Consider the following 6,825-nt stretch of genomic DNA (forward strand, 5'->3'; position numbering starts at 1 on the left):
GCCACCGTGTCGGCGGCGGCGCGCAGGGCGGCATCCAGGGCACGGCGGGAGGGGGTGTCGGGGTGCCAGTCGGGGACGGTGACTTCTTTTGTGTTGCGCTCTATGGCGCGCGCGAGGCGGGCGGGGACGTCGGCGACCTCGGGCGGGACGGGGCGTCGCGCCCACAGCAGCCCGGTGGCCGCCTCGGAGGCGGCGAGGGCAGCCTCGTACCGGGGATCGCTCCGGCCGGGGTGGAAGTCCTGCACCTGGTTCAGCCGGGCCGTCAGGACCCGCCGCGAGGCAGGACCCTGCGGGCTGCCGAGATCGGCCAGCATGCGGCCGAGCGCGTCGTACGCGGCGGCCAGCGCACGGTTGCGCTCGCCGCCGGGGCCTGCCGGCAGCCCGAGGACGACGACGAACGCCGCGCCGGTGAGCATCATCGGCGCCGCCGCCCACCAGGGACGGGCCAGCGGCATCCCGCTCCCCAGCGCCGTCGACACCAGCAGCAGCATCCCGGCGGCGGAACCGCGCGGGCCGGTGGCGCTCAGGGCGCCGGACAGGAACGCGACAACGGTGAGCGCCACGCCGAGGGCGACGGGCGACACGTGGGCGTACTGCAGGCTCGTCCCGATCAGCATCCCGAGCGCGGAGGCGAGGACGGCCGTCCCGATCCGTCGCACGCGGAGGCCGTTCGGCTCGGCCCGGTCGTTCATCGTCGCGTGCATGGCCCCGAGCCCGGCGAACACCCCGAGGTCGAGCCGATGCACGAGCAGCCCGACGGCGAGCGGCACCCCCATCCCGGCAGCGGCCCGCATCACCAACGCTCCCGGGAACACCACCCGCGACGGCCGCACGGCACGAGCCCACCAGGCGGTGACGGGGATCTCTTCGGCAGGCATGCGGTCACGTCCGTTCTGCGGCCTGGGGTCGCTGCTGTGCGACATTGCGCGGCAGATCGGGTCGTACCCCGCGAGTCTACCGGCCAGGGCGAGGCCCGTTCGTACCGATCGCGTCCAAGCGGGGCAAGGCTGACGGAGGCGATCGCTAACATTGCGGTGTCGGCAACCCGTCAAGGGGGTGGCCCGGTTGCCGACCGTGAGTGTGCGGCCGAGAAGTTGACGGTGCGTTGTGGACTGGCGTCCGCAGCGGGGGAGAGGGTGTTCGCAGTGCCAGGAGAAGTTCCGCCGGGTCCGAGGCCGAAGCCGGACCAGCCCATCGCGGTGCCGGAGATGCCGAGCGTTCCGGATTTGGTGTCCGCGTTCGGCAAGCAGGACGTCAAGGTGGAGCTCGACACGCTCACGGCGTTCGCGAACAAGATGGAGGCCCTGCTCCAGGCGATGGAGGGCTCAGCGGCGGCGCCGGGGAAGCTGCAGGAGCAGAAGCTGGCCGGAAAGGCCTTGATCAGTGGCGCGTACAGCGAGCACGTCGTGGAGGCGGTCGCCCTGACAACTGCGTACGACAAGGTTCACACCCAGCTCGTCAAGCTCCACAAGGACTTTGCCTCCCAGATTGAGGCAATGAAGCTCGCGGTGGCGAAGACGGCCGGCAGCTACGCGAGCAACGAGCAGGCCACGGCCGACGCGCACAAGGCCGTGCACGCGAACTTGGGCGTGGCGGGCACGCCGCCGCCGGGAACGAGCGGGGCCGCGTCCAAGAGCATCGAGGGGCTGTGACGAAGCGCAGGCGTCGGACGAACGTAGGGGGAGCGGGTAGATGACAAACGGAACGGACTTCGACCAATACGACCACGCCCAACTCAGGGACATGGTCCGTTCGACGGACGCGGCGACCGTGGTGGACCGCGGCGTACACCTGCAGGCGGCCGGTCAGGTACTCAAGGACCTGAGCGCGGCACTCAAGTCGCACGTCGACAACGTCGGATGGGAAGGACCGGCCGCGGAGAGCTTCAGGACCTGGGCCGGAAACCTGCAGAAGTCCGCCATGCTGCTCGGCGACTACTCCACCAAGGCCGGCGACGCGCTCCTGCAGGCGGGAGAGTCCCTCAGCCTCGCCAAGGCCGCCGTGCCCGAACCCCCGCGCGCGGAGATCGCCTTGCTCGCCACGGCGGTGAGCCAACGACAGGGCCTGCCGACGACCGGGACGTCGAAGATCGGCTCCCCCGAGTCCTCCGACTACCTCGCGAGGTCGAGTAGCCCGGACTGGATCAGCAACGATCGCATGGCCGTTGCAGACGCGATCATCAAACGGGAACGTGTAGAAGCCGTCAAGCAGATGGTAAGGCTGGCGCAGGCTTACTCCGGGGCAACGGCGACGCTGAACTCGCTGGAGGACCCGAACCTGCCGGGGACGCCGGACAAGGACAGGGTCAACTCCGTTGACTACTCGCCAGGTGGTACGACCCAAACGGCGGTCCCGGGTGCTGCCAACCGAAGCCCCCGTGTGAGTACGGGCAGCACAGCTGGAACCTACAGCCAGGGAGGCGGCAGCTACAGCCGTGGCTCGATAGGGCCCCGCCAGTTGGCGCCAGAATGGCAGGCTCCGGAAGCGGCGGTGCATACAGGGCCGGTCCCATCGCGCGTCAGCGGGAATGTGCCGTTGGTGGAGGGGGTCGGAACCTCCACCCCTTCGTCTGTCCCATCGGATCCTGTCAATCGCCCTGGTACGGGCCTCGACAGCCTGCTGGTGGATCCGACCCTGTCGGGCCAAGGCAGTCCGGTGGGTGCTGTCGGCAGTGGGAACGTACCGTTCGACGGCTTGGGAGGGTTCCCCGGGCGATCAGGCGAGAGTGGGGAGAGCGGAGGTAACCCAGGGCTCCCAATTGGCGGTCGGGTTCCGGTAGGTGGTTTCCCGCGGAACAGTGGGTCAGCTCCGATCAGGGGTGGCGGGTCGATCGCCGGCAGGAGTGGTGGTTCGGCTTCCAGCCGTCCAGTCCCATTCGGCGGCGCGGCCCTTCCCGGTAAGACAGGTACTCCTGGTCTGCCCAGCGGGACTGTTTTCGGTTCCCGCGAGGCTCAGTCAGGTCGCGCCGGAACGCCGGGCATGCCCGGGGTAGGTGGAATGCACCCCGGAGCAATGGGCCATGGATCGAGCGGTTCAGGTGGGGGCACTCGAGGTCGGGGTCTGACCTCGATGCCTGGCGGAGTTGTTGGAGGGCGCAAGGGTCCTTCCGCAGGCGGAGAGTTCACCCCTGGTGGGACCGGGTTGTACAGGCGGGCTGGCGCTGGCGGGGGTTCGGGCACTGCGGGCCAGAACGGCATGATGGGGCCGGGCGTGCACGGAGGCGGGGCAGGAAGGAATGAGCGCGACCGCCGCCAACGGCCCGACTACCTGCGCGAGGACGAAGAGACCTGGACCAGCGATACGCCGCACAGCAACCCGAACGTGGTTGAGTAGGGCTGACTGCCCGCCCGGTCGCTGGGATACCCCGGCGGCCGGGCGGACCTGTCCGGGGCGCAGCCCTCGGCTGACGGGGAGAACGAGGAGTCGTGATGTGGCGGAGAGATGGACGAGCGCGTGGGCGGGTCTTTGCCGGAGCACTCCTGGCGGCCGGTTTCTTGACTGGCTCGGCCGTGGCTCCGGCCGCTGCGGATGGCTCGATCCGGGACGATCAGTGGCATCTAGATGCGATGCATGCACCTGAGATGTGGAAGACGTCGACTGGGCAGGGGCTGACGATCGCAGTCATTGACGGCGGCTTCAAGTTCGATCACCCAGACCTGGTCGGTCAGTTGCTGCCGGGAAAGGACTTCAGCGGAAGTGCCGGTGGGGTGAGGATGGACCCCAAGGGCCACGGGACACAGATGGCGAGCATCATCGCGGGGACCGGCAAGGGCATGGGGGGAAAGGGCGCCTACGGTTTGGCTCCAGGAGCCGAGATCCTTCCACTGAAGATCGATAATGGCGAGGAAGGCGGCGTCACTTCACACATTTTCCTGGACCAGATCGGTCAAGCCGTCGACTACGCCGTTGATCAGGGCGCGAAGATCATCAACATCTCGCAGGGAACAGCGGCGGTTACTGTGTCTCCTGACGACGCGGCGAAACTGACCAGCGTGCTCGCGCGTGCAGCGGCAAAGGGCTCACTGGTTTTTGCCAGTGTTGGGAACAGCGCGGAGGATGGGAACCTGGTCGAGTACCCGGGTGGTCTGCCTTACGTTGTTGGTGTTGGCGCTGTCGATAGGAACTTGACAGCTACGGCTGAGTCCCAGCAGGGGCCACAGGTTGACCTCGTGGCACCCGGTATGGACATCATCGACGCCTGTACTGGCGCAACAGGCTACTGCAAAGGCCACGGCACGTCAGCAGCGACTGCGCTGGTGTCCGCCTCGGCGGCCCTGGTGTGGGCTGCGCACACCGACTGGACGGCGAACCAAGTACTGCGGGTGCTCATCAACACGGCTGGTAAGCCGACGGACGGTTCTAGCCGCAATGACAGCGTCGGATATGGGGCCGTCCGTCCCCGCATCGCGTTGACCACACCAGGCGATCCGGGGGCGGCGGATGTGTACCCGATTCCGAGCAAGACGGCTCCGCTGCCCTCGGCTTCGCCGCCGGCCACCGTCCCTTCTGCCTCGGCGACCTCGCCCTCAGCTTCCTCCGCGGCACCGACGAGTGTCAGTTCGCCGACCGTGGCGCCCTTTGCGGACAAGGCATCGGATTCGGGCAGTTCGGTGCTGCCGATCGCGATTGCTGGGGTGGTCGGGTTGGTGCTGGTGTCCGGCGTTGTGGTCTTCGCGGCGCGGAAGCGGCGTGTGGCTGATCGGCCGACTGGGCTCGTGTCGCCGGTGCCGATGTCTTCGCCGTCGTACGAGCCGCCTGTGTCGCCGGAAGACAACCCGTACGCGAGGTAGTCGGAAGCTGAGCCATGGCTGGACCGCTTCCGCCGCGTTCGACTGGTCACGGTGACTTTGGCCTGATCGGAGGTAGCGGCGGGCCCTCGCTCTGCGCGAGGGTCCGCCGAAGCCGCTCGTGGCTCACATACCTTGTCGGTGGCTTGGTGCGGTTAGAAGCCGTTGTCTTTCCGAGAGTGATGGGTGCGTTTTCGCTGGTCAGGAATGACGCCGGTGCTTCGGCGGCAGAGACGGGGTGTCGTGTCGTTTCTTCGGTGGAGGTGCCGGGATGCCGTCGGTGATGGGGTTGCTGGAGGAACGCGAACGTGCCGCTCGGCAGCGGGTGGAGGCCCTGCAGGCCGAGCTGCGGGCGGCGGAGGCCGCATGGGAGCGGTTGGTGATCGCCCGTGAGACGGTCGCCGAGGTCCTGGCGGGACCATGCGGAGGCGATGAGGCGCCGCCGGACGTGGTGACGGGTGAGCGGCCGGCGCAACTCGCGGCGGCGGTGCCGGGTTCGGTGGTGCCCCACTGGCGGGAAGGACTTGCTCCGACGGTGCTTGCGCCGGACTACCAGCGGATCATGGACGTCCTGGCCGGCGGGAGCACGGCGGGCTGGGAGACGATGGACTGCCGGGAGCTTGCTGTGGCGCTCGGACTCGAGCCCGTTCCGGCGAAGGTCGAGGGGGTGCGGTCGAAGGCGAAGCGCCTGGCCGCGCGGGGCTGGCTGGTCGAGGCGAGCCCGGGACTGTTCAGCGTGCCCGCCGGGCGAGGCGGCGGCTCATGACCATGCTCATCGACCACCGGATCACCGCCTCCGAGCTGTCGCTGCGGCCCTCGTAGTCGCGGGCCAGGCGGCGTGAGCGCATCAGCCACGCGAACGTCCGCTCCACCAGCCACCTCTTCGGCAGCACGTGAAGCCGCTGGTGTCGTCGCTGCGTTTGACCACCGTCAGCGCGATCCGCCAGGCGTCGCGGGCGAGGTCGACCAGACGACCGGTGTAGCCGCCGTCGGCCCACACCAGCGCGATGCGCCAGTGCCGTTCGCGCAGCCGGGCCAGCAGCGTCCGGCCGGCTTCGCGGTCGGTGACAGAGGCCGCGGTGACCAGCACCGTGAGCAGCAGCCCGAGGGTGTCCACGACGATGTGGCGCTTGCGGCCGTTGACCTTCTTCCCGCCGTCGAAGCCCCTGCTCGCGGCCGGCACCGACGCGGCCGCCTTCACCGACTGCGCGTCGATGACGCCCGCCGTGGGCTCCGGATCCCGGCCCGCCGCCTCGCGGACCCGCTCACGCAACCGGTCGTGGAACTCGGTGACCAGGCCCTTGTCCCGCCAGCGCCGGAAGAACGCGTAGACGCGGTCCCACGCGGGGAAGTCCGCGGGCATAGCCCGCCAGGTGATACCGCCCGTGACCAGGTAGCGCAGCGCGTCGATCATCTGTCGGTGGCAGTAGCCCTCCGGCTGTCCGCCGCGGCCCTCCAGCCAGCCGGGCACCGGCATCGCGTCGCGCACGACGGCCCACTCCGCGTCGCTCATGTCGGACGGATACATCGGTCGCCTGTACGGCCGGTCCCCGGCGTTCCCGAACCGGTGAGCGAGACAATCACACGTCAGAGAAGCCGAGTTGGACGACAGCGGCACCGGCACGGAAGACTGCAGCACCAGGGGCCTCCTGTTGCTCGGTTGGATTCGACACCCACGAGCTGTGCGGGAGGCCCCACTTCCATGCGCCGCCAGGCAGAAGATCACCCGACCGAGTCGACCACCTCGAACTCACGCTCCCCCAAGATCGATAGAGCAACGGCTTCTTAGCTTGACTCTGTCGGGGATCTTGGATGATTGGGCTCAAGTGCCAAGGGTTCGCCAGGACTTCGGCCGCGGGACGTCGTTATCGTCCAGGAAGGTCTGGAAGGCGGTCGGCGGTCTCGGTGACGGGGCTTCGTCGGTGACTGGCCGGCCGCTGAGCCGTTCGATGTTGACGGCGATGGCTGTGAGTACATGCTGCAGGTGGGCTTTCGGCTGGCCTCGGTAGCGGCAGCGGCGCATGCCGTGTCCGTGGGC

General features: G+C 68.8%; 6 protein-coding genes and 1 pseudogene. 3 read left to right on the forward strand and 4 right to left on the reverse strand.

Features of this window, described 5'->3' with window-relative positions; genetic code table 11:
• Positions 1–878, reverse strand: a pseudogene (locus AB0O00_RS25680) (FUSC family protein); the annotation flags it as partial.
• 321 nt (positions 879–1,199) lie between these two features.
• On the opposite strand from AB0O00_RS25680, the gene AB0O00_RS25685 reads away from it, so the two are divergent.
• The 3 genes from AB0O00_RS25685 to AB0O00_RS25695 all read left to right on the forward strand — a co-directional run bounded on the left by AB0O00_RS25685 (position 1,200) and on the right by AB0O00_RS25695 (position 5,553).
• Complete coding sequence (locus AB0O00_RS25685; RefSeq protein ID WP_363655524.1) at positions 1,200–1,652, forward strand: hypothetical protein; 453 nt, start codon at positions 1,200–1,202, stop codon at positions 1,650–1,652.
• A gap of 1,914 nt (positions 1,653–3,566) precedes the next feature.
• The gene (mycP, locus tag AB0O00_RS25690; protein ID WP_363655526.1) at positions 3,567–4,790 is read left to right on the forward strand and encodes a type VII secretion-associated serine protease mycosin; all 1,224 of its coding nucleotides are present in this window, start codon (positions 3,567–3,569) and stop codon (positions 4,788–4,790) included.
• A 268-nt stretch (positions 4,791–5,058) separates the two neighbouring features.
• Positions 5,059–5,553, forward strand: coding sequence for a hypothetical protein (locus AB0O00_RS25695; RefSeq protein ID WP_363655528.1), 495 nt, complete (start codon positions 5,059–5,061; stop codon positions 5,551–5,553).
• On the opposite strand, the gene AB0O00_RS25700 is transcribed toward AB0O00_RS25695, so the two are convergent.
• The 3 genes from AB0O00_RS25700 to AB0O00_RS25710 all read right to left on the reverse strand — a co-directional run.
• Positions 5,519–5,734, reverse strand: coding sequence for a transposase (locus tag AB0O00_RS25700; protein WP_363655534.1), 216 nt, complete (start codon positions 5,732–5,734; stop codon positions 5,519–5,521). The two genes, AB0O00_RS25695 and AB0O00_RS25700, sit on opposite strands and share 35 nt — an antisense overlap.
• Positions 5,635–6,300 (reverse strand): IS5 family transposase, encoded by a 666-nt coding sequence (locus AB0O00_RS25705; RefSeq protein WP_363655530.1) that lies wholly within the window; start codon positions 6,298–6,300, stop codon positions 5,635–5,637. Before AB0O00_RS25705 ends, AB0O00_RS25700 begins: the two co-directional genes overlap by 100 nt.
• 309 nt (positions 6,301–6,609) lie before the next feature.
• Positions 6,610–6,825 (reverse strand): transposase (locus tag AB0O00_RS25710; RefSeq protein ID WP_363655532.1); only part of this gene is annotated, 216 nt, incomplete at its 5' end.

This window comes from Kitasatospora sp. NPDC093558, from assembly GCF_040683475.1.
Taxonomy (GTDB): Bacteria; Actinomycetota; Actinomycetes; order Streptomycetales; family Streptomycetaceae; genus Kitasatospora.

Coding starts and splice junctions, on each gene's coding strand:
- AB0O00_RS25695 (WP_363655528.1), top strand. CDS start 5,059: ATGCCGTCGGTGATGGGGTTGCTGGAGGAACGCGAACGTGCCGCTCGG.
- AB0O00_RS25705 (WP_363655530.1), bottom strand. CDS start 6,300: ATGAGCGACGCGGAGTGGGCCGTCGTGCGCGACGCGATGCCGGTGCCC.
- mycP (WP_363655526.1), top strand. CDS start 3,567: ATGCATGCACCTGAGATGTGGAAGACGTCGACTGGGCAGGGGCTGACG.